At 66.5% G+C, this 20,932-nt stretch carries 20 protein-coding genes; all 20 read right to left on the bottom strand.

Features of this window, described 5'->3' with window-relative positions; genetic code table 11:
* Positions 1 to 8 precede the first annotated feature (8 nt).
* Positions 9 to 734 (bottom strand): ABC transporter ATP-binding protein, encoded by a 726-nt coding sequence (locus J2851_RS04120; RefSeq protein ID WP_209764367.1) that lies wholly within the window; start codon positions 732 to 734, stop codon positions 9 to 11.
* Positions 727 to 1,974, bottom strand: a complete 1,248-nt coding sequence (locus J2851_RS04115) for a lipoprotein-releasing ABC transporter permease subunit (RefSeq protein ID WP_209764365.1) — start codon at positions 1,972 to 1,974, stop codon at positions 727 to 729. The genes J2851_RS04120 and J2851_RS04115 overlap by 8 nt, the downstream gene beginning before the upstream one ends.
* 131 nt (positions 1,975 to 2,105) lie before the next feature.
* The gene (gene proS / locus J2851_RS04110; RefSeq protein ID WP_209764364.1) at positions 2,106 to 3,419 is read right to left on the bottom strand and encodes a proline--tRNA ligase; all 1,314 of its coding nucleotides are present in this window, start codon (positions 3,417 to 3,419) and stop codon (positions 2,106 to 2,108) included.
* A 123-nt stretch (positions 3,420 to 3,542) separates the two neighbouring features.
* Positions 3,543 to 3,965, bottom strand: a complete 423-nt coding sequence (locus J2851_RS04105; protein ID WP_209764363.1) for a hypothetical protein — start codon at positions 3,963 to 3,965, stop codon at positions 3,543 to 3,545.
* 8 nt (positions 3,966 to 3,973) lie between these two features.
* A complete protein-coding gene (locus J2851_RS04100; RefSeq protein ID WP_209764362.1) occupies positions 3,974 to 4,867 on the bottom strand; it encodes a hypothetical protein in 894 nt (297 codons plus the stop codon).
* A 426-nt stretch (positions 4,868 to 5,293) separates the two neighbouring features.
* The gene (locus J2851_RS04095) at positions 5,294 to 5,893 is read right to left on the bottom strand and encodes a DNA-3-methyladenine glycosylase I (RefSeq protein ID WP_209764361.1); all 600 of its coding nucleotides are present in this window, start codon (positions 5,891 to 5,893) and stop codon (positions 5,294 to 5,296) included.
* An 18-nt stretch (positions 5,894 to 5,911) separates the two neighbouring features.
* The gene (locus J2851_RS04090; protein ID WP_209764360.1) at positions 5,912 to 6,160 is read right to left on the bottom strand and encodes a DUF1467 family protein; all 249 of its coding nucleotides are present in this window, start codon (positions 6,158 to 6,160) and stop codon (positions 5,912 to 5,914) included.
* Positions 6,161 to 6,178: 18 nt separating this feature from the next.
* On the bottom strand, positions 6,179 to 6,583 hold the full coding sequence (mce, locus tag J2851_RS04085) for a methylmalonyl-CoA epimerase (protein WP_209764359.1): 405 nt from the start codon (positions 6,581 to 6,583) through the stop codon (positions 6,179 to 6,181).
* A gap of 33 nt (positions 6,584 to 6,616) precedes the next feature.
* A complete protein-coding gene (locus J2851_RS04080) occupies positions 6,617 to 8,335 on the bottom strand; it encodes a ribonuclease J (protein ID WP_209764357.1) in 1,719 nt (572 codons plus the stop codon).
* Positions 8,332 to 9,105: a type III pantothenate kinase gene (locus tag J2851_RS04075; protein WP_209764356.1), complete on the bottom strand. Its 774-nt coding sequence runs from the start codon at positions 9,103 to 9,105 to the stop codon at positions 8,332 to 8,334. Before J2851_RS04075 ends, J2851_RS04080 begins: the two co-directional genes overlap by 4 nt.
* 1 nt (position 9,106) lies before the next feature.
* Positions 9,107 to 9,901, bottom strand: coding sequence for a biotin--[acetyl-CoA-carboxylase] ligase (locus tag J2851_RS04070; RefSeq protein WP_209764355.1), 795 nt, complete (start codon positions 9,899 to 9,901; stop codon positions 9,107 to 9,109).
* Positions 9,898 to 11,346: an NADH-quinone oxidoreductase subunit NuoN gene (gene nuoN / locus J2851_RS04065; protein ID WP_209764354.1), complete on the bottom strand. Its 1,449-nt coding sequence runs from the start codon at positions 11,344 to 11,346 to the stop codon at positions 9,898 to 9,900. The genes J2851_RS04070 and nuoN overlap by 4 nt, the downstream gene beginning before the upstream one ends.
* A gap of 10 nt (positions 11,347 to 11,356) precedes the next feature.
* A complete protein-coding gene (locus J2851_RS04060) occupies positions 11,357 to 12,889 on the bottom strand; it encodes an NADH-quinone oxidoreductase subunit M (protein ID WP_209764352.1) in 1,533 nt (510 codons plus the stop codon).
* A gap of 24 nt (positions 12,890 to 12,913) precedes the next feature.
* On the bottom strand, positions 12,914 to 15,004 hold the full coding sequence (nuoL, locus tag J2851_RS04055; RefSeq protein ID WP_209764351.1) for an NADH-quinone oxidoreductase subunit L: 2,091 nt from the start codon (positions 15,002 to 15,004) through the stop codon (positions 12,914 to 12,916).
* A gap of 9 nt (positions 15,005 to 15,013) precedes the next feature.
* A complete protein-coding gene (gene nuoK, locus J2851_RS04050; protein WP_209764350.1) occupies positions 15,014 to 15,322 on the bottom strand; it encodes an NADH-quinone oxidoreductase subunit NuoK in 309 nt (102 codons plus the stop codon).
* A gap of 1 nt (position 15,323) precedes the next feature.
* On the bottom strand, positions 15,324 to 15,938 hold the full coding sequence (locus J2851_RS04045) for an NADH-quinone oxidoreductase subunit J (protein WP_209764341.1): 615 nt from the start codon (positions 15,936 to 15,938) through the stop codon (positions 15,324 to 15,326).
* 36 nt (positions 15,939 to 15,974) lie between these two features.
* Positions 15,975 to 16,463, bottom strand: coding sequence for an NADH-quinone oxidoreductase subunit NuoI (nuoI, locus tag J2851_RS04040; RefSeq protein WP_209764338.1), 489 nt, complete (start codon positions 16,461 to 16,463; stop codon positions 15,975 to 15,977).
* A 79-nt stretch (positions 16,464 to 16,542) separates the two neighbouring features.
* Entirely contained in the window at positions 16,543 to 17,553 is a 1,011-nt protein-coding gene (gene nuoH, locus J2851_RS04035) for an NADH-quinone oxidoreductase subunit NuoH (protein WP_209764337.1), read from the bottom strand.
* Positions 17,546 to 19,618, bottom strand: coding sequence for an NADH-quinone oxidoreductase subunit NuoG (gene nuoG, locus J2851_RS04030; protein ID WP_209764334.1), 2,073 nt, complete (start codon positions 19,616 to 19,618; stop codon positions 17,546 to 17,548). Before nuoG ends, nuoH begins: the two co-directional genes overlap by 8 nt.
* A 15-nt stretch (positions 19,619 to 19,633) precedes the next feature.
* On the bottom strand, positions 19,634 to 20,926 hold the full coding sequence (gene nuoF / locus J2851_RS04025) for an NADH-quinone oxidoreductase subunit NuoF (protein ID WP_209764332.1): 1,293 nt from the start codon (positions 20,924 to 20,926) through the stop codon (positions 19,634 to 19,636).
* Positions 20,927 to 20,932: the final 6 nt, after the last annotated feature.

The following is a 20,932-nucleotide window of genomic DNA, read 5'->3' as shown; positions in this document are numbered from 1 at the left end:
CCCACCCTTCACAAGTGCGCGGGATCGGCTCCTTCGGGCAAGGTCGGGACCGGCGTGTGCTCAACCAGCAGGCCGTCGCGCATCTCCAGCACCCGGTCCATGCGCTGGGCGAGGTCCAGGTTGTGGGTGGCGATCAGCGCGCCGACACGGGCCTGCCGGACGATGGCCGTCAGCATGGCGAACACCCCATCCGCCGTGTGCGGGTCGAGGTTTCCCGTCGGCTCGTCGGCGATCAGCAGGCTGGGGGCGTTCGCCAGGGCGCGGGCGATGGCGACGCGCTGCTGCTCGCCGCCCGACAGCCGGGCCGGCCGGTGGCTGGCGCGCGGCTCCAGCCCCACCATGCGCAACAGCTCCATGGCGCGCGCTTTGGCGGTGCGCTTCGGCACGCGGTTGATCATCTGCGGCAGCACGATGTTCTCCAGCGCGGAGAACTCCGGCAGCAGGTGGTGGAACTGGTAGACGAAGCCGATGGAGCGTCGGCGGACCTCCGTCCGCTTGCCGTCGTCCAGCTTCGACACGTCCGTCCCGGCGATGCGCACCGTCCCGGCGGTGGGGCGTTCCAGCAGGCCGGCGATGTGCAGCAGCGTGGACTTGCCGGCGCCCGACGGGCCGACCAGGGCGACCAGTTCCCCGGCCCGCACGGTCAGTTCCGCGCCGCGCAGCACCTGAAGCTCCGTGCCCGCCTGCTCGAAGGTGCGGACGATTCCCGACAGTTCCAGCATGGGCTCACTCATAGCGCAGGGCCTCCACCGGATCGAGGCGCGCGGCGCGCCAGGACGGGTAGACCGTCGCCGCGAAGGACAGGCCCAGCGCCATAACCGCCACCTGAATGACCTCGCTCCAGTCGATTTTCGCCGGCAGCTGCGAGAGGAAGTAGATCTCGGCGTTGAACAGGTTGGTGCCGGTCAGGCCCTGGATGGCCTGCCGGATGGTTTCGATGTTCAGCGCGAAGGAGACGCCGAGGATCAGCCCCAGCACCGTGCCCGTGACGCCGACCGAGGCGCCGGACAGGAAGAAGATGCGCATGATCATGCCGCGCGTGGCGCCCATGGTGCGCAGGATCGCGATGTCCCGCCCCTTGTCCTTCACCAGCATGATCAGGCTGGAGATGATGTTGAAGGCCGCGACCATGATGATCAGCGACAGGATCAGGAACATCACGTTCCGTTCGACCTGGAGCGCCGTGAAGAAGCTGGCGTTCGACTGCTGCCAGTCCACCACGCGCCCGACGCCGGCGACCGCCGCCTGGATGGCGTCGCGGGCCGCGCGGATCTGGGTCGGGTCGCTGACGAACACCTCCAGCGACGTGACCGCCTCCCCGGTTCGGAAGAAGGTCTGCGCTTCCGGCAGGGGCAGGAAAATGAAGCTGTTGTCGTATTCGAACATGCCCACGTCGAAGATGGCGCCGATGGTGAAGGCGCGCATGCGCGGCACGGTGCCGAAGGCGGTGACGTTGCCCTGCGGCGCGATCAGCGTCATCTGGTCGCCGACCGACAGGCCGAGCCGCTGCGCCATGCGCGCGCCGATGGCGATGTTGTCCTCCCCGAAGGCGTCCACGGTGCCGCGCACGATGTTGCGGGCCAGCGTCGGGCGCACGCGGAAATCCTCCGGCGGCACGCCGCGCACCACCGCCCCCGACGCCACCCCGCGCACGGAGACGAGCGCCTGGCCCTCCACCGTCGGCGTCACGTTGGTCACGCCCGGCAGGCTGCGCAGCCGTTGCGTCAGCGGGTCGTAGTCCGGCAGCGGCCCGCCGCGCACGTTGTAGACGTTGAGGTGCCCGTTCAGGCCCAGCACGCGGCCCAGCAGCTCCGCCCGGAATCCGTTCATCACCGACATGACGATGATCAGCGTCGCCACGCCGAGCGCGATGCCCAGCAGCGAGAATCCGGCGATGACCGAGATGAACCCTTCCTGGCGGCGCGCCCGCAGATAGCGCATCGCGACCATGCGTTCGAAGGCGGAGAAGATCATGCGTGTCCTCGGGCCGTGACGCCCAGCAAAAGGAAAGGCGGCGAGCCGTCGCCCGCCGCCCCGCAACATAAGGACTTAACCGTGGCAGGAAAAGGGCACGCTGCGAAGGCGCCCTGCCCTGCGCGGCCGGCTTACTTCGTCAGCTTTTCCAGCGCGCTCTCGACCGACAGCTCCTGCTTCTCGCCGGTGGCGCGGCGCTTCAGCTCGACCACGCCGCTCTTCAGGCCGCGCGGGCCGACGACGAGCTGCCACGGCACGCCGATCAGGTCCATGTCGGCGAACTTGACGCCCGGCCGCTCGTCGCGGTCGTCGTAGAGCACGTCGAGGCCGTTGGCGCGCAGCTTGAAGTACAGTTCCTGGCAGACGCGGTCGGTCTCGGCGTCGCCGACCTTCAGGTTGACGAGACCGACGTTGAAGGGGGCCACCGAGTCGGGCCAGATGATGCCGTTATCGTCGTGGCTGGCCTCGATGATGGCGCCCATCAGGCGCGACACGCCGATGCCGTAGGAGCCCATCTCGACCGGCACCGGCTCGCCGTTCGGGCCGGCGACGACGGCGTTCATCGGCTTGGAGTATTTGGTGCCGAAGTAGAAGATGTGCCCGACCTCGATGCCGCGGGCCGACACGAGGTCGCTCTCCGGCACTGGGCAGCTGCCGGGCTCGTGCTTCTCGTCGGTCGCCGCGTAGATCGAGGTGTACTGGTCGAAGAAGGGCTGCAGGTCCTCGTCGAAGCCCGGGGCGTTCTGCAGCACGTCCAGGTTCAGCCAGTCCTTGTGGCAGAAGACGCCGCTCTCGCCCGTCTCGGCCAGGATGATGAACTCGTGGCTGAGGTCGCCGCCGATGGGGCCGGTGTCGGCGCGCATCGGGATGGCCTTCAGGCCCATGCGGGCGAAGGTGCGCAGGTAGGCCAGGAACATCTTCTGGTAGGCGCGCTTGGCGCTGGCCGGATCGATGTCGAAGGAATAGGCGTCCTTCATCAGGAACTCGCGCCCGCGCATCACGCCGAAGCGGGGCCGGATCTCGTCCCGGAACTTCCACTGGATGTGGTAGAGGTTCAGCGGCAGCTGGCGGTAGCTCCGCACGAAGGCGCGGAAGATGTCGGTGATCATCTCCTCGTTCGTGGGGCCGAACAGCATCTCGCGCTCGTGACGGTCGGTGATGCGCAGCATCTCCTTGCCGTAGTCGTCGTAGCGGCCGCTTTCCTTCCACAGCTCCGCCGACTGGATCGTCGGCATCAGCAGTTCCTGCGCGCCGGCGGCGTCCTGCTCCTCCCGCACGATCTGCTCGATCTTCTTCAGCACCCGGTGGCCCAGTGGCAGCCAGGCGTAGATGCCGGCGCTGGTCTGCCGGATCATCCCCGCGCGCAGCATCAGGCGGTGCGAGACGATCTGCGCCTCGGTCGGGGTCTCCTTAAGGGTCGGCATGAAGAAGGTGGACAGCCGCATGGCTTTGCTCTCGGTCTCGGTGTGTCCGGACCCGCCGGTCGCGGGGCCGCCATTAGGGACAGGGACTTTAGGAAGGACGGGCGGGAAAGTCCATCGTCACGGCGCCGGACGGGCGGCAGCGCGTCACTTCACCGTGCGGCAATAGGCGTAGAGTTCGGCCTCCGTCGGACCGCCGAGCGGCTGGCCGTTGAAGTACAGGCGATTGCCGTAGAGCGTCAGCACGCCGATCTCCCCCGTTCCCGGCACCCTCGCCGCCGCCCCGGGCGGCATCCGGACGCCGGAGCGTCGCAGGAAGTCGATGGTCACCGGAAAGTCGAACCGCTCCGCCGCCGGCGCGGTCCCGGCGGAGCCCGGCAGATCGGCGGGCGCGACGGGCCGCCCCTTGACGTCCACGCCGGGGGTGTACTCCACGTCCGGCGCCGGCCGATGCGCCGTCAGGTATTGGCAGACGGAAAGGTCGACGGGCTGGGCCACCGCGGCCCCGGACAGGCCGGTGAGCAAGACCAGCGGGCAAGCGGCGGCGGCAACGGCGGTGGCGACGCGCATGGACAGCCTCAGGACTGCGTGGCCGAGGCGTGGGGCATGGTCCTGTTGTAGATGGTGAGGTAGGGCATGCCCTTCTCCGCCTCTTCCTGGGTGCGCGCGGACTGGCGGATGTACTTCGCGATGAAGGGCTTGTTCACGAATTCCAGGTCCACCGCCGCCTTCAGCACCAGGAACTCCCCGATCCGGTCCGGCAGGTTGTAGTGCCATTTCTGCAGGCAGTCGGAGGTCACCCCCGGCTTCGCCTGGTCCTGGCCGGTCATGTAGAATTCCTGCTGGTGGTACTGGGTGATCTCCTTCCAGGCCTTGAGCAACCGCGCCGGCTTGACGCGGATCAGGCCCTTCAGCACCTTCACGTCGTCGTGGAACAGCGGCAGATAACCGCGGCGGTCCGCCAGTTCGGTCAGCATGGTGTGAAGACCGGCCATGACGTCGCCGTGATGGTCCTCGTCCACCGTCCTGGCTTCGGGCTTAGCCGCATTGCGGCGGCCGAACAGGTTTGCGAAGAAGCCCTTCTTCTCCTTCCCCGCCTGCGCCGCATGCGCGGCCTCCGCGCTGACCTTGCGCTCGTCCCACAGCGCGTCCCACGCGTAGTCCCACGCGGTGAAGACGGCGTTGGACCGGTCGTCGAGCACGGTCAGCAGATACTCGCGCCCTTCCCTCCGCCAGTCCACGTCGCCGACGATGGCACGCACCGGACGGCGGCTGATCACCACGGGAAAGATGCCGACCCGCACCAGTTCCGCATAGAGTTCGCGGAAGCTGGGAGTCAGCGCGAAGGGAAGCCTGGAACTCGGCTGCTCCTCGGGCGACAGAAGCTCCATGTTCTTCCGAGTGCGCTCCAGCATCTCGGTCAACAAGACGGCCGCGAACTGTTCGACCTTATCGCTGTCATTGGCGGCCATCGATGCCTCGACACCACTTCACTCGCTTCGGAAGCCCGAATCCTTCGGACGCCGCCAAGCCTGGATCTCCGATAGGACCGGCGCGCCACGGGCAAACGCCTGGGGCGGCCACCGGAATTTGGTACAACATTACCCCGCGAAGCGTTAACTCATTCTCTACCGGGGACGAAAGATGGCCGGGGGCACGACCGAAACGGCCGATCGCACCGGTCCCGCCGATCGCGCATAAAAAAGGACCGCGCGGCGAACGCGGCGCGGCCCGAGGTTAGGGAGGAATCGCCACCAGGCGTCGGAAAAGAGGGAAGCAACCCTCTCATCACGCTAAGTAGAGTGAACCTGTCTTTCCGGCCTGACAAGACGGATTGCGAGGTAATCAAAGTCTCCGTGCAATAATTCCGTCATTTCGCACAAGTCTTTGGCACTTGATTACGGCGAAGGCAGCGAATTGCTCAAAGAATGGGCATCGTAACCTGCGAAGCCCTGGCGCACCGCAGCCATCCAGGGAGGATCCAGGGCCGCGACTCGGGTCCAGACCGGACAGCCGGGGTGGTGCGCCCCGGGCAGGTAGCCGAGGCTCATCAGGAATTCGCCGACGATCTCCCCACCGGTGAAACGGAAGGTGCGCTTGAACAGCTTGATCCACTCCGCCTTGCACAGCGGGTGGTGGGCGCGCAGCCAGCCATCGAAGGATCCATGGTCCGCGCGCAACGCGACGATGCGGCGCGCGTTCTCGATGACGGCGTCGATCTTCAGGCGGTTGCGGATGATGCCGGCGTCGGCCATCAAGCGCGCGCGGTCGTCGTCGGTGTAGGCGGCCACCCGATCGACATCGAAGCCGTCGAAGGCCATGCGGAAGGCGTCGCGCTTCTTCAGGATGGTCAGCCAGGACAGTCCGGCCTGGTTGATCTCCAGCACGAGCCTTTCGAACAGGATGCGGTCGTCGCCGCTGGGAAACCCATACTCGTCGTCGTGGTAGGGCGCGTGCGTCGGGTGGCCGGGCGCGGCCTCGCAATAGGTCAAGCTCACGAGCCTCGCTCCCAGGGCTTACAGCGACTTCGCCATTTCGCGGAAGGAAATCAGGTCGGACACGACGAGCCCGTAGATGCCGAGCCAGACGATCCCGGCGACCAGCGACGTCACCGCGAATTTCAGGAGGATGCGCGGGCGCACCGGCGCGCTGTCGGCCATGCCGGGTTCCGGGGCCTCCGGCGTGCGGACACCCCAGGGCAGGACCGCGAACAGCACCACCCACCAGACGACCACATAGACCGAAACCCCGGTCACCCAGCCCATCGCACCCTCCCCCGGTGTTTACGCCTGTTCCAGCTCGACCAGCGTCCCGACGAAGTCCTTCGGGTGGAGGAACAGCACCGGCTTGTCGTGCGCGCCGATCTTCGGTTCGCCGTCGCCCAGCACGCGGGCGCCCTGCGCCTTCAGCCGGTCGCGCGCCGCGAGGATGTCCTCCACCTCGTAGCAGATGTGGTGGATGCCGCCCGATGGGTTCTTTTCCAGGAAGCCGGCGATCGGCGACTTCTCGCCGAAGGGGTGCAGCAGTTCGATCTTGGTGTTGGGCAGGGTGACGAAGACGACCGTCACGCCGTGCGGCGGCAGGTCCACCGGTTCCGACACGGCCGCGCCCAGCGTGTCCCGGTACAGCGCCGTGGCCGCCGGCAGGTCCGGCACGACGATGGCGACGTGGTTCAGCTTCCCGATCATGGTTCCCCCCAATGCACGAACAATCGGAACCGCTTATACACGGACCAGGTGCACGTCCGTTACCGGCTTCTTGCCATGCGTCGCGTTGAACGAGCGTCGCACCGAAATGCGCGCGGCGTTGCGCACCTGCTCATCGTCCATCCGCGCCGCCTTCGGCAGCTCCGCCACGGCCTCGCGCACGGCGTCAACGACGTCCAGCAGCAGGTCCCGGTCGGTCGCGTCGTCGATCAGCCCCATGACCGCGACCTGGGGCGCGGTGATCAGCTCGCCCTTGCCGTTCATCACCAGCGTGACCACGGCAGCGCCGTTGTGGACCATCCGATGGCGGGCCCGCATCAGCCCGGTGTCGAGCGGCACCAGGCGCTTTCCGTCCAGCGCGCGACGGCCGGTCCGCACCTGGGCGACGACCCGCGCGGGGCCGCCCGGGCCCAGCCGGATCAGATCGCCGTTCGAGGGAATCAGCGACTCGGGCACCTGGCAGCCGAGCGCGAGCCGGGCGTGCTCCTGCTGGTGCCGCTGTTCGCCGTGGACCGGCACCGCGACGCGCGGGCGGACCCACTGGTACATGCGCACAAGCTCGTCCTGCGCGGGGTGGCCCGACACATGGACCGGCGCGTCGTCGGCGGTGATCAGCTGGATGCCCTGCGAAACCAGCTGGTTCTGCATCCGCCCGATGGCGCGCTCGTTTCCCGGGATCTCGCGCGAGGAGAACACCACAACGTCGCCCTGCTGCAGCGACACCTGCGGATGATCGTCCGACGCGATGCGCGCCAGGGCCGACCGAGGCTCCCCCTGGCTGCCGGTGCAGATCAGCACCAGTTTCTCGCGCGGGAGATAGCCGGCGTCGTGCTCGGTCAGGAACGGCGGAAGGTCGGCCAGATAGCCGTTCGACCGCGCCGCCTCGTTGATGCGCCAGAGCGACCGCCCGACCAGCGCCACGTGGCGGCCGTGAGCGGCGGCTGCGCGGGCGATGCTCTCCAGCCGCGCGACGTTGGTGGCGAAGCAGCTCACCGCGATGCGCACGTTCGGGTGCTGGCCGATCAGCTCGGTCAGCGCCGTGCGAACGCCGGCCTCCGACCCGGAGCTGCCGGGAACGAGCGCGTTCGTGCTGTCGCCGATGAGGGCCAGAACCCCGTCGTCGCCGATCTGGCGCAGCCGCGCCTCGTCGGCGGTTCGCCCGACGAGCGGCTCCGGATCGAGCTTCCAGTCGCCGGTGTGCAGGACCGTGCCCGCCGCCGTGCGGATGGCGAGCGCGTTCGGCTCGGGGATCGAGTGGGTCATCGCGACATATTCGACGGCGAAGGGACCGACCTCGATGGTTCCGCCGAGCGGAACCTCGTGGATCGGAACCGTCGTCGCCAGCCCGCGCTCGTGCAGCTTGGCCCGCAACACGGCGGCGGTGAAGGGCGTGCAATAGACTGGGCAGCGGAGGTCCGGCCACAGGTACTGGACGGCGCCGAGGTGATCCTCGTGCGCGTGCGTCAGCACGAGGCCGACCAGGTCGTCCTTGCGCTCCGCGATGAAGGCCGGGTCCGGCATGATCACGTCCAGACCCGGCATGGTGTCGTCGGCGAAGCTGATCCCGAGATCGACCATCAACCACTTGCCGCGATGGCCGTAGAGGTTGAGGTTCATGCCGATTTCGCCCGATCCGCCCAGCGGCAGGAAATACAGGGCGTCGTTCTCGGGAGCGAACGGATCGCCCTCCCCCGCATCCGTGAGGGCGGGCAGAGCGGGGTCGGTGTGGGTCATTGGGCCGTGTTGCGCTTGTGGATCAGGAGGAGGCCGCGCAGCGTCAGTTCGCCGTCGGTGTGTTCGATTACATGGGTGGCCTTCGCGAAAAGCACACCCAGCCCGCCGGTGGCAACGACGGTCATCGGCTCGCCGTACTCCGCGCGGATGCGCGAGACCAAGCCTTCGATCAGGCCGACATAGCCCCAGAAGATGCCCGACTGCATGCACTCGATGGTGTTCTTGCCGATGATGTGGCCGGGTTGCTGGATTTCGACCCTCGGCAGCTTGCTCGCGGCCATCTGGAGCGCCTCCAGCGACAGGTTCAGCCCGGGCGCGATCACGCCGCCGCGATAGTTCCCGTCCCGGTCGACCACGTCGAAGGTCGTCGCCGTGCCGAAATCGATGACGATCAGCGGCGTCTTGTAGGTCGCAGCGGCGGCCACGGTGTTAACTAGGCGGTCGGCCCCGACCTCCTCCGGCTTGTCGACCAGCGCCTTGGTCCCGAGGTCGACGCCGGGCTGGCCGACGACCAGCGGCTCGCAGCCGAAATGGTCCTTGGTCAGCCGCTTCAGGTTGAAGGTAGCGCCGGGAACCACGCTCGCGATGATGGCGTGCTGAATGTCCGCCGGGCGCAGCCCCTTCAGGGCCATGAGGTGCGTCAGCCAGACCATGTATTCGTCGGCCGTGCGCTTCTGGTCGGTGGCCGTCCGCCAGATGCCGCGCTGTTCGTCGCCGTCGTAGATCGCAAACACCACGTTGGTGTTGCCGGCATCAATGGCGAGCAGCATGTCAGGTCTCCACCGCGGGAGGGAAGAACACGTCCCCGGCCGCGATGCGTTGCCGCCCCGCGCCGTCATCACGATCAAGCAACAGAACCCCGTCCCTGTCCAGATCGGCGAAGGTTCCTGTCAACGTCCGGTCGGAAAGCCGCACCACGATCGGTTCCCCCAAACCCTTGGCCCGGCGCAGCCAAGCGTCGCGGATCGGGCTGAATCCGTGATCGCTCCAGGCCCCGTACCAGCGCGCCAAGGCGGCGCCGTAGAGTTCGAGCAACGCCCAAGGCGCCATGGTCGGCGCCCCCTCCGCGCTCAGTGAGGTTGCCGCGAACTCCGTCGATTCGGGGAAATGGCGCAGGTTAATGCCGACTCCGAGGACGAGCCAGGCGAGGCCGCCGGCCGGCTGCCCTTCGGATTCCAGAAGGATGCCGGACACCTTTCGCCCATTGACCAGGACGTCGTTCGGCCACTTGCACCGCACCTCCGCCGACTCCGGCAACACGGAATCCGCGGTGTCCGCGATCGCAAGGGCGGCGACGAACGAAATCTGCGCAGCCTCGGCGGCCGGCCGGCCTGGGCGCAGGATGGTGGAGGTGTAGAGATTGCCCTCCGGCGACGTCCAGGCACGCCCGCGACGCCCCCGGCCCGCTTCCTGCCGCTTCGCCCAGACGATGGTGCCTTCGGGCGCCCCAGAACGGGCAAAGGCCTTCGCCTCGTCGTTCGTGCTGCCGACGGAGTCGAAGGCCTTGAGCCGAAAACCCGGAGGCAGGCGCAATTGCGCCGCCTCCGTCTCATGATGGAGCGTCATCCCGCGAACAGGGAGGCCGCCGCCGCCGCCGCGTAGTTCAGGATCGGTGCCGGAACCACGAAGAACAGCAGCGTGAACAGACCGGTGGCGACCAGGATGCCGGTCATGCCGTCGTCGCCGATCTTGTCGAAGGCTTCCACCGGCTCGTCGAAGTACATGATCTTGACGATGCGCAGGTAGTAGTAGGCGCCGACGACGCTGGTCAGAACGCCAATCACCGCCAGCGTGTAGAGCTGGGCCTGGATCGCGGCGAGGAACACGTACAGCTTGCTGAAGAAGCCGGCCATCGGCGGGATGCCGGCCATGGAGAACATGAACACCGCCATCGCGCCCGCCAGCAGCGGGTTGGTGCGCGACAGGCCGGCGAGGTCCTTGATCTCCTCCAGCATGCGGCCCTTCTGCTTCATGCAGAGGATGACCGCGAAGGTGCCGATGTTCATGACGATGTAGACCGCCATGTAGATCAGCACGCCGCGCACGCCTTCCTGGGTTCCCGACGCGAGACCGACGAGCGCGTAGCCCACGTGGCCGATGGAGCTGTAGGCCATCAGGCGCTTGATGTTGGTCTGCGTGATCGCCGCGAAGGAGCCGAGCGCCATCGACAGGATCGAGCTGACGATGATGATCTGCTGCCACGAGTGCACCAGATGGCCGAACGGCTCGATCAGCAGGCGGGTGAACAGGGCGATCGCCGCCACCTTCGGCGCGGCGGCGAAGAAAGCCGTCACCGGGGTCGGCGCGCCCTCGTAGACGTCCGGCGTCCACATGTGGAACGGCACGGCCGAAATCTTGAAGGCCAGGCCGGCGGCCACGAAGACGAGGCCGATGATCACGCCGGCCGACGGGTGGGCCCCACCGGCGAACAGCGCCGCGATCTTGTCGAAGGCGGTCGTGCCGGCGAAGCCGTACACCAGCGACGCGCCGTACAGCAGCATGCCGGACGACAGCGCGCCGAGCACGAAGTACTTCAGGCCCGCTTCCGAGGACTTCGCGCTGTCGCGGCGGAAGGCCGCGATGACGTAGAGCGCCAGGCTCTGCGTCTCCAGGCCGACATACAGCGAGATGAGGTCGTTGGCCGACACCATCATGAGCATGCCGAGCGTGGCGAAGAGCATCAGCACCGGGAACTCGAACCGCGCCATCTTCTCCCGCTCGTTGAAGCTGAGCGAAAGCATGACGGACAGGGCCGCAGCGACGAGGATCAGCACCTTCATGAAGACGCCGAAGGCGTCCATCACGAAGAGGCCATTGAAGGTGACGACGCGGCCGGTGCCGTAGCCCATGGTGAGGATGGCGCCGAGAAGCAGCGCCACCATCGTCATGTAGCCGATCGGCCGGGTGAAGCCGTCGCCGCGGAACACGCCGATCATGAGCAGGGCCATGCCGGCGCAGGCGAGGAAGATCTCCGGCAGGGCCGGCCAGATGTCAGGAAACACAGCGGTCATGTCGGAACCCTCAACGCGCGGCCACGGAGACGCCGCCGGTCTCGCCACCATGCGCGGCGGCCAGCTTCGTCTGGTACGTCTGGATCACCTGCCCCACGGAAGCCGAGGTGATCGAAAGGAAGCTGGTCGGGTACACACCCATCCACAGCACCACCGCGATCAGCGGCAGGAAGATCGCAACCTCGCGCGGGCTCAGGTCGAACATCGCGCGGACATCCGGCTTGGTCAGCTTGCCGTAGACGATGCGGCGGTAGAGCCACAGCGCGTAGGCGGCACCCAGGACCATGCCGGTGGCGGCGAGGAAAGCCACCCAGGTGTTGTCGCGGAAGGCGCCCAGCAGGACCAGGAACTCGCCCACGAAGCCGGAGGTGCCCGGCAGGCCGACGGAGGCCATGGTCATGAACAGGAACACGACCGCGTATTTCGGCATGTTCTTCACGAGTCCGCCGTAGCGGGCGATCTCGCGGGTGTGCAGGCGGTCATAGACCACGCCGACGCAGAGGAAAAGCGCGCCCGACACGATGCCGTGCGACAGCATCGTGAAGATGGAGCCCTCGATGCCCTGCTGGTTCAGCGCGAACATGCCGATGGTGACGAAGCCCATGTGCGCGACGGACGAATAGGCGATCAGCTTCTTCATGTCCTCCTGCGCCAGGGCGACCAGCGAGGTGTAGATCACCGCGACGATGGACAGCGTGTAGATCAGCGGGGCGAAATATTCGGTCGCCTCGGGCAGGATCGGAATGTTGAAGCGCAGGAAGCCGTAGCCGCCCATCTTCAGCAGGACGCCGGCCAGGATCACCGACCCGGCGGTCGGTGCCTCGACGTGCGCGTCCGGCAGCCAGGTGTGCACCGGCCACATCGGGACCTTCACCGCGAAGGAGGCGAAGAAGGCCAGCCACAGCCACAGCTGCATCTGACGCGGGAAGTGAGTGGCGGTGATGGTCGGGATGTCGGTCGTGCCGGCGACGAAGTACATGGCCAGGATGGCCAGCAGCATCAGCACCGAGCCGAGCAGCGTGTAGAGGAAGAACTTGAACGCCGCGTAGACCCGGCGCTGACCGCCCCAGACACCGATGATCAGGAACATCGGGATCAGGACGCCCTCGAAGAACATGTAGAAGAGGACGAAATCCAGCGCGCAGAACATCCCCACCATGAGGGTTTCCAGCACGAGGAAGGCGATCATGTACTCCTTCACACGGTTCTGGACCGCCTCCCAGCTCGACAGGATGCACAGCGGCACCAGGAAGGTCGAGAGGATGACGAACAGCATCGAAATGCCGTCCACGCCCATGTGGTAGGAAATCCCGAATTCGGGAATCCAGGACGCCTTTTCCACCAGCTGGTAGCCGGGGTTGCGCGGGTCGAAGTTGAACCAGATGAACAGCGACAGGACGAAAGTGATGACCGTCGTCCAGAGCGCGACGTAACGGACGTTCCGCACGACGTCCGGCGTGTTGCCCCTGCAGAACAGCAGGATAAGCGCCACACCGGCAAGCGGCAGGAAGGTCGTGAACGACAGGAGCGGCCAGCTAGCCATTGTTCTTGTTCCCCTTCAAACCGCTCAACCGAACATCGACAGCCAAGCGACCAGCAGAACGACGCCGATCACCATGGCAAACGCGTAGTGGTAGACATAGCCGGACTGCAGGCGGCTGGCGCGGGCGGCGACATCGCGGGTGGCGGCGGCAACGCCGTCCGGGCCGACGCCGTCGATGACCGCACCGTCACCGGACTTCCACAGGCCGTAGCCCAGCGCCTTCGCCGTGCGCACGAACAGGATGTCGTACAGCTCGTCGAAGTACCACTTCTTGTACAGGAACTGGTGGAGGCCAGGGAGCGTGCCGGCGACCTTCGCCGGAAGGCTCGGGATCGCCATGTACATGATGTAGGCGAGCGCGATGCCGATCAGTCCGACTACCAGCGGCGCCAGGGCGACCCAGGTCGGGGTGTGGTGGTGAGCGGCTTCGATGCTGTTGTTGTCGTGCAGGACCAGCAGGGCCTTGCCCCAGAAGTGGTCCATGTCATGACCGATGAACAGGTTGTGGAAGCCGATGCCGGCGAACAGCGCGCCCAGCGCCAGCACCGCCAGCGGAATCAGCATGACGATCGGCGACTCATGGGCGTGGTCGTAGACCTCCTTGTCCATCCGCGGCTTGCCGTGGAAGGTCATGAACAGCAGGCGCCAGGAGTAGAAGGCGGTCAGGAGAGCGGCCGCGATGCCCAGCGCGAAGGCGAACTTGCCGACCGGGCTGGCCGACGCGAAGGCGGCCTCCAGGATCATGTCCTTGGAGTAGTAGCCGGCGAAGATCGGCAGGCCGGCGAGGGCCAGGTTGCCGATCCACATCACCGCGTAGGTGAAGGGGATCTTGCGCCAGACACCGCCCATCTTCCGCATGTCCTGCTCATGATGCAGGGCGTGGATCACCGAACCGGCGCCGAGGAACAGCAGGGCCTTGAAGAAGGCGTGCGTGAACAGGTGGAACATCGCGGCGCCGTAGGCGGACACGCCCGCGGCGAAGAACATGTAGCCGAGCTGGCTCATGGTCGAATAGGCGATGACACGCTTGATGTCGAACTGGGTGAAGCCGATCGTCGCGGCGACGAAAGCCGTCAGGGCGCCGACCACCGTGACCACCTCCAGGGCGGTCGGGGCATACTCGAACACCGGCGACAGGCGGCAGACCATGAAGACGCCCGCGGTCACCATGGTGGCCGCGTGGATGAGCGCCGACACCGGGGTCGGGCCTTCCATGGCGTCCGGCAGCCAGGTGTGCAGGCCAAGCTGCGCCGACTTGCCCATGGCGCCCATGAAGAGCAGCAGGCAGGTGACGGTCAGCGCGTCGACGTTCCAGCTCAGGAAATGCATCTTCTGGCCGACCAGGTCCGGGGCCTTGGCGAAGATGGCGTCGAACTGCACCGAGTTGGTCAGCACGAAGATCGCGAAGATGCCGAGCGCGAAACCGAAGTCGCCGACGCGGTTGACCAGGAAGGCCTTGATGGCCGCGTTGTTCGCGGAGGGCTTCTCGTACCAGAAGTTGATCAGCAGGTAGGAGGCGAGACCGACGCCCTCCCAGCCGAAGAACAGCTGCACCAGGTTGTCCGCCGTCACCAGCATGAGCATGGCGAAGGTGAACAGCGACAGGTAGCCCATGAAGCGCGGCTTCTGCGGATCCTCGGCCATGTAGCCGACGGAATACACATGCACCATCGCCGAGACGGTGTTGACGACGACGAGCATGACCGCGGTCAGCTGGTCGATGCGCAGCGCCCAGGACACGTCCAGGCTGCCGCTGCGGATCCAGCTCATCAGCTCGATCGTGCGGGGGTGACCGCCGACGGCGACGTCGAAGAACAGGATCCAGGACAGGACCGCGGAGACCAGGACGGCACCGGCGGTGACGAACTGGGCGGTGCGGTCGGCCGGCGTCGGCGGACCCGCGACCACATGGTGGTCGTCGTGGGCATCGTCGTGCGCGTCGTGGAGTTCGTCATGGGAGATGTGGGCGTGGTCGTCGTGACCATGCCCGTGCCCATGATCATGGCCGTGCCCATGACCGGCCGGAACCGGCTCGGCTTTCGGACCGCCGAACAGAGCGATCGATCCGGCGACGAGGAACGCCAGGAGCGGGAGGAATACGACAAGGACTTCCATGGCGCGGCCTTAGCCCCTCATCAGATTGATGTCTTCGACTCGGATCGAGCCGCGGTTGCGGAAGTAGACCACCAGGATCGCCAGCCCGATCGCGGCCTCGGCGGCGGCGACGGTCAGGATGATCATGGAGAAAACCTGCCCAACCAGATCGTTCAGGAAGACCGAGAAGGAGACGAGGTTCAGGTTCACCGCCAGCAGCATCATCTCGATCGACATCAGGATGATGATGACGTTCTTCCGGTTCAGGAAAATGCCGAGGACGCCCAGCGTGAAGATGATGGCCGAGACCGTCAGGTAATGTCCGAGACCAATGTCCATGTCACACGCCCTCCCCGGTCGGCACCTTGCGGATGGCAACCACGTCCTCGCGCCGACGGGCGAGCTGGGCCCCGATGTTCTGCTTCCGGACACCCTCGCGCGACCGTAGGGTCAGCACGATGGCGCCGATCATGGCGATCAGCAGCACGATGCCCGACGCCTGGAACAGGTAGACATAGTGGGTGTAGATCAGCTGCCCGAGCTGTTCGGTGTTGGTCGCCTGCCCCATCGCCGCGGCCGGAGCCGACGCGATCTTCTGCGCCGCCGGCGTGATGATCCAGCCGCCGAGCACGGCGGCCAGCTCGGCCAGCAGGATGACGCCGATCAGACCGCCCAGCGGCAGATACTGCATGGCACCCGCCCGCAGCTCGCGGAAATTGATGTCCAGCATCATCACCACGAACAGGAACAGAACCGCGACCGCGCCCACATAGACGATCACGAGGATCATCGCGATGAACTCGGCGCCGAGCAGAACGCACAAGCCAGCGGCCTGGAAGAAGGCCAGGACCAGATAAAGGACCGAATGAACGGGATTCCGCGCCGAGATGACCATCACACCGGAGGCCACCAGAAGCGCGGCAAACACGTAGAAGGCGATGCCTTGGATAATCATCGAAATCCCCGTTTCCGCTTACCGCCCTGTTTGCACTTACCGGTAAGGAGCCTCGGCCGCGAGGTTCTGGGCAATTTCCGCTTCCCAGCGGTCGCCGTTCGCCAGCAGCTTCTGCTTGTTGTAGAAAAGCTCTTCGCGGTTCTCGGTCGAGAACTCGAAGTTCGGGCCCATGACGATGGCGTCCACCGGGCATGCCTCCTGGCAATAGCCGCAGTAGATGCACTTCGTCATGTCGATGTCGTAGCGCGTGGTGCGGCGGCTGCCGTCGTCACGCGGTTCGGCCTCGATGGTGATCGCCAGGGCCGGGCACACCGCCTCGCACAGCTTGCACGCGATACAGCGCTCCTCGCCGCCGGGATACCGGCGCAGGACGTGCTCTCCGCGGAAGCGCGGGCTGATGGGGCCCTTCTCGAACGGGTAGTTCAGGGTCACCTTGGGCTTGAACATGTAGCGCAGGGTGAGCCCGAGGCCGCCCAACAGTTCGGTCAGGAACAGGCTGCGCGCCGCACGATCGAGGAACGCCATGGCCTCTTCGTCTCCTTCCTTGCGGGCGCCCCAGTGGCGACGCCCGCGCATTCTTTACGATCTCGCCGGATGGACGGGGTTACTTCGGCAGCCAGCCGAACGTCACGAGGACGCCGGCGGTCAGGACGACCCACACGAGCGAGAATGGCAGGAACACCTTCCAACCCAGGCGCATCAGCTGGTCGTAGCGGTAGCGCGGCATGGTCGCGCGGACCCAGACATACACGAACAGGCAGAGCGCGATCTTCAGGGCGAACCAGATGGGCCCCGGGATCCAGGTGAAGGGCGCGAACGGCAGCGGAGGCAGCCAACCACCGAGGAACAGGATGCTCGTCATCCCGCTCATCAGGATCATGTTCGCGTATTCGCCGAGGAAGAACAGCGCGAAGGGCATCGAGCTGTATTCCACCATGAAGCCCGCGACCAGCTCCGACTCACCTTCCGGAAGATCGAAGGGCGAGCGGTTGGTTTCCGCCAGAGCCGAGATGAAGAAGATCACGAACATCGGCAGCAGCGGGATGGCGAACCAGATGGTCTGCTGCGCCTCGACGATCTTCGTCAGGTTCAGCGAGCCGACGCACAGCAGCACCGAGATGATGACGAGGCCCATGGAGACCTCGTAGGACACCATCTGCGCCGCCGAGCGGAGCGCGCCCAGGAAGGCGTAGCGCGAGTTCGACGCCCAGCCCGCCACGACGATGCCGTAGACGCCGAGCGACGAGATCGCGAAGAGGTAGAGGATGCCGACGTTGATGTCCGCCAGCACCATGCCCGTGTCGAACGGAATGACCGCCCACGCGACCAGCGCCAGGAAGAAGGTCAGCATCGGCGCCATGTAGAACAGGACGCGGTTCGACCCGGCCGGGAGGATGTGCTCCTTCGAGAACAGCTTGAGGCCGTCCGCGAAGGGCTGCAGCAGACCGAACGGGCCGACGATGCTCGGCCCCTGGCGGAGCTGCATGGCGCCCATGATCTTGCGCTCGGCGTAGGTCATGTAGGCCACGCCGACCAGAAGCGGCACGACGATCGCCAGGATCTTGAGGACGATGATGATCAGCGGCAGCAGGAAGCCGCTCCAGAACTCAGCCATGGGTACCGGTCCTCTCCTGAGCGCTCTCGGCGGACTTCACGAACGTCTCGGTGCAACGAGCCATGGTCACCGAGGCGCGGCTGATCGGGTCGGTCATGTAGTAGTTGGCGACCGGCGACACGAACGGCGCGGCATCCAGGGCGCCGGCGGAACCGAACGATCCCCAAGGGGCCGGCACCACCGATCCGACCTTGCCGAACACCGGATTGACTTCGACCATGCGCTGGCGCAGCTGCGGCAGGCTGTCGTAGGGCAGCTTGGTGCCGAGCAGCTCCGACAGGGCGCGCAGGATCTTCCAGTCTTCGCGGGCTTCGCCCGGCGGGAAGGCGGCCAGACGGGCCAGCTGCGGGCGACCCTCGGTGTTGACGTAGGTCGCGTTCTTCTCGGTGTAGGCTGCACCCGGCAGGATGACGTCGGCGCGGTGCGCGCCCTTGTCGCCGTGGTGACCCTGATAGATCACGAAGGTCTTGCCGAGCTTGGCGGCGTCGATTTCGTCGGCGCCCAACAGGTAGACCACGTCGACCGAGCCGTCGGCCGCGCCGGCCAGGATGCCGGCGGTGTCGAGACCGCCCTGCCCCGGCAGGAAGCCGATGTCGAGGCCGCCGACGCGGCTCGCCGCGCTGTGCAGCACGTTGAAGCCGTTCCAATCCTCGCGGACGACGTTGAAGGTCTCGGCGAGCGCGCGCACCGCCGCCTGGACCGCGACGCCATCCTTGCGCCGGAAGGCACCGGCGCCGAGGATGATCATCGGGTTCTTGGCGCCCTTCAGCGCCTCGGCGAAGGCGTGCGACCCGTCGGCCAGCTGCTGGAGGGCGTCTGGCCCCGTGCCCAGATGGGTGTACGGGTAGGTCAGGTCCCGGGCGTCGCCGATCACCGCAACCTTCAGACCGCCCATCAGGTAGCGCTTGCGGATGCGGGCGTTGACCAGCGTGCCTTCCCAGCGCGGGTTGGTGCCGACCAGCAGGATCACGTCGGCGCGCTCGATGCCGGCGATGCCGCTGTTGAACAGGTAGCCGGCGCGCGACGACGTGTCGAACACCGCGCCGTCCTGGCGGCAGTCGATGTTGGCCGAGCCCAGGCCGGCCATCAGGTCCTTCAGCGCCAGCATCGACTCGACGTCGACCAGGTCACCGGCGATGGCGGCGACGCGGTTGCCGGCGACGCCCTTGACCTTGGCGGCGATGGCCTGGAAGGCCTCCGCCCAGGTCGCCGGCTGCAGCTTGCCGTCCTTGCGGACGTAGGGCCGGTCGAGCCGCTGGCGCTTCAGGCCGTCGTAGGCGAAGCGGGTCTTGTCGGAGATCCACTCCTCGTTGATGTCCTCGTTGACGCGCGGCAGAACGCGCATCACCTCGGGACCGCGGGTGTCGACGCGGATGCTCGACCCGACCGCGTCCAGGACGTCGATCGTCTCGGTCTTGCGCAGCTCCCACGGGCGGGCCGTGAAGGCGTAGGGCTTCGACAGCAGCGCGCCGACCGGGCAGACGTCGGCGAGGTTGCCGGACATCTCCGACCCGATCGCCTTCTCGACGAAGGTGGTGATCTCCATGTGCTCGCCGCGGTTCACCGCGCCGAGGTCCGGAACGCCGGCGATCTCGTTGATGAAGCGGATGCAGCGCGTGCAGTGGATGCAGCGCGTCATCTCCGTGCGGATCAGCGGCCCCATGTACTTGTCTTTGACCGCGCGCTTGTTCTCGCCGAAGCGGCCGCGGTCAAAGCCATAGGCCATGGCCTGGTCCTGCAGGTCGCACTCGCCGCCCTGGTCGCAGATCGGGCAATCCAGCGGGTGGTTGATCAGCAGGAATTCCATGACGCCCTTGCGGGCCTTGTGCACGAGGTCGGTGTTGGTCTTCACGACCATCCCGTCGCCGCAGGGCATGGCGCAGGCGGCAACCGGCTTCGGGGCCCGCTCCATCTCCACGAGGCACATGCGGCAGTTTGCCGGCACGCTCAGCCGCTCATGGTAGCAGAAGCGCGGAATCTCGATGCCCAGCTGTTCGCAGGCTTGCAGGATCGAGGTGCCCGGCTCGACTTCGATCTCGATCCCGTCGATGGTGAGTTTCGGCATGGGAAACCGGGCTCCTTACTCGGCCGCCAAGGACTTGGCGGCGTTGCGGTACTCGTGGATGCGGCGCTCCACCTCCGGCCGGAAATGCCGGAACAGGCCCTGGATGGGCCAAGCGGCGGCATCGCCGAGCGCGCAGATGGTGTGACCCTCGATCTGCTTGGTGACGTCCAGCAGCATGTCGATTTCCTCGACGCGCGCGTTGCCGGTCACCATGCGCTGCATGATGCGGTTCATCCAGCCGGTGCCCTCGCGGCACGGCGTGCACTGGCCGCAGCTCTCGTGGGCGTAGAACTGCGACAGGCGGGCGATGGCCTTCACGACGTCGGTGGACTTGTCCATCACGATCACCGCGGCGGTGCCCAGACCCGAGCGGACCTCGCGCAGGCTGTCGAAGTCCATCAGCACCGTGTCGCAGATCGACTTGGGCAGCAGCGGAACCGACGAGCCACCGGGAATGATGGCCAGCAGGTTGTCCCAGCCGCCGCGCACGCCGCCGGCGTGCTTCTCGATCAGCTCCTTCAGCGGGATGCCCATCTCCTCTTCCACGTTGCACGGCTTGTTCACGTGGCCGGAGATGCAGAAGAGCTTGGTCCCGGTGTTCTTCGGACGGCCCAGGCCGGCGAACCAAGCGGCGCCGCGACGCAGGATGGTGGGAACCACCGCGATCGACTCGACGTTGTTCACCGTGGTCGGGCAGGAATAGAGGCCGGCCTGGGCGGGGAACGGCGGCTTGTTCCGCGGCTGGCCCTTCTTGCCCTCGATGGACTCGATGAGCGCGGTTTCCTCGCCGCAGATGTACGCACCCGCACCCCGGTGGATGTAGATGTCGTAGTCGTAGCCGGTGCCGCAGGCGTTCTTGCCGATCAGCCCCGCCGCGTACGCCTCGTCGATGGCGCGCTGGACGTTGGAGCCCTCGTTGTAGAACTCACCGCGGATGTAGATGTAGCAGGCGCTGGCCCCGATGGCGAAGCCCGCGATCAGGCAGCCCTCGATCAGCTTGTGCGGATCGTGGCGCAGGATGTCGCGGTCCTTGCAGGTGCCCGGCTCGCCCTCGTCAGCGTTGATGACCAGGTAGACCGGCTTGTCCGTCACGTTCTTCGGCATGAAGGACCACTTCATGCCGGTGGAGAAGCCGGCGCCGCCACGCCCGCGCAGGCCGGATTCCTTGACCTGCTCGATGATCCACTCTTTGCCCTTCTCGATCAGGGCCTTCGTGTTGTCCCAGTCACCGCGCTTCTTGGCGGCGTCCAGGCCGAAGCTCTGGAAGCCGTAGAGGTTGGTGAAAATGCGGTCCTCGTCGCGAAGCATCGCATC

The sequence above is a fragment of the Azospirillum rugosum genome (assembly GCF_017876155.1).
GTDB classification, from domain to species: Bacteria; Pseudomonadota; Alphaproteobacteria; order Azospirillales; family Azospirillaceae; genus Azospirillum; species Azospirillum rugosum.
This window is presented reverse-complemented; position numbering and strand designations above follow the sequence as displayed.

Bases quoted from the DNA above. Each gene is read 5' to 3' on its own strand.
- J2851_RS04120 (WP_209764367.1), bottom strand. From the start codon at position 734: ATGAGTGAGCCCATGCTGGAACTGTCGGGAATCGTCCGCACCTTCGAG.
- J2851_RS04115 (WP_209764365.1), bottom strand. From the start codon at position 1,974: ATGATCTTCTCCGCCTTCGAACGCATGGTCGCGATGCGCTATCTGCGG.
- proS (WP_209764364.1), bottom strand. From the start codon at position 3,419: ATGCGGCTGTCCACCTTCTTCATGCCGACCCTTAAGGAGACCCCGACC.
- J2851_RS04105 (WP_209764363.1), bottom strand. From the start codon at position 3,965: ATGCGCGTCGCCACCGCCGTTGCCGCCGCCGCTTGCCCGCTGGTCTTG.
- J2851_RS04100 (WP_209764362.1), bottom strand. From the start codon at position 4,867: ATGGCCGCCAATGACAGCGATAAGGTCGAACAGTTCGCGGCCGTCTTG.
- J2851_RS04090 (WP_209764360.1), bottom strand. From the start codon at position 6,160: ATGGGCTGGGTGACCGGGGTTTCGGTCTATGTGGTCGTCTGGTGGGTG.
- mce (WP_209764359.1), bottom strand. From the start codon at position 6,583: ATGATCGGGAAGCTGAACCACGTCGCCATCGTCGTGCCGGACCTGCCG.
- J2851_RS04080 (WP_209764357.1), bottom strand. From the start codon at position 8,335: ATGACCCACACCGACCCCGCTCTGCCCGCCCTCACGGATGCGGGGGAG.
- J2851_RS04075 (WP_209764356.1), bottom strand. From the start codon at position 9,105: ATGCTGCTCGCCATTGATGCCGGCAACACCAACGTGGTGTTTGCGATC.
- J2851_RS04070 (WP_209764355.1), bottom strand. From the start codon at position 9,901: ATGACGCTCCATCATGAGACGGAGGCGGCGCAATTGCGCCTGCCTCCG.
- nuoN (WP_209764354.1), bottom strand. From the start codon at position 11,346: ATGACCGCTGTGTTTCCTGACATCTGGCCGGCCCTGCCGGAGATCTTC.
- J2851_RS04060 (WP_209764352.1), bottom strand. From the start codon at position 12,889: ATGGCTAGCTGGCCGCTCCTGTCGTTCACGACCTTCCTGCCGCTTGCC.
- nuoL (WP_209764351.1), bottom strand. From the start codon at position 15,004: ATGGAAGTCCTTGTCGTATTCCTCCCGCTCCTGGCGTTCCTCGTCGCC.
- nuoK (WP_209764350.1), bottom strand. From the start codon at position 15,322: ATGGACATTGGTCTCGGACATTACCTGACGGTCTCGGCCATCATCTTC.
- J2851_RS04045 (WP_209764341.1), bottom strand. From the start codon at position 15,938: ATGATTATCCAAGGCATCGCCTTCTACGTGTTTGCCGCGCTTCTGGTG.
- nuoI (WP_209764338.1), bottom strand. From the start codon at position 16,463: ATGGCGTTCCTCGATCGTGCGGCGCGCAGCCTGTTCCTGACCGAACTG.
- nuoH (WP_209764337.1), bottom strand. From the start codon at position 17,553: ATGGCTGAGTTCTGGAGCGGCTTCCTGCTGCCGCTGATCATCATCGTC.
- nuoG (WP_209764334.1), bottom strand. From the start codon at position 19,618: ATGCCGAAACTCACCATCGACGGGATCGAGATCGAAGTCGAGCCGGGC.
- nuoF (WP_209764332.1), bottom strand. From the start codon at position 20,926: ATGCTTCGCGACGAGGACCGCATTTTCACCAACCTCTACGGCTTCCAG.